This window comes from Vogesella mureinivorans, from assembly GCF_007644035.1.
In the GTDB taxonomy this organism is placed as follows: Bacteria; Pseudomonadota; Gammaproteobacteria; order Burkholderiales; family Chromobacteriaceae; genus Vogesella; species Vogesella mureinivorans.
Window position 1 is genome coordinate 1 of the sequence record NZ_VMTV02000380.1, and the last position, 335, is coordinate 335.

Annotated in this window: 1 protein-coding gene; it reads right to left on the minus strand. The window is 57.9% G+C overall.

All coding sequences use genetic code 11. The features are described 5' to 3' along the window. A partial coding sequence (locus tag FLQ44_RS11100) for a thermonuclease family protein (RefSeq protein ID WP_147694446.1) occupies positions 1-335 on the minus strand: 335 nt, incomplete at both ends.

Consider the following 335-nt stretch of genomic DNA (forward strand, 5'->3'; position numbering starts at 1 on the left):
CCGATCTTCTGTCTGTCCAGGGACTGACCAGAGACCTGTAGCCTGACGACGGGCTTCGTCTTCCAGTGTTGCGTAGTCGCTCCGGACAGGTTTTCCGTGATACCGATATGCCCAGGCCAGTCCCTTACGGATCTGTTCGGCATTCACATCCTTCGCGCCAAGCCACACCGTGCCAAGCAGCCGGCCGTAACGATCCTCATCCTCGCCAGTGACGGTAACGATGCGCTGTGTCACCATCGATGAGAGTTCCTGTCTGGAACGCTGGCCAAAGGGTTGGTTCTTTTCAGGCGCATCGATACCGGCAAGACGAACACGCTTCAGCTGGTTCCCCTCAC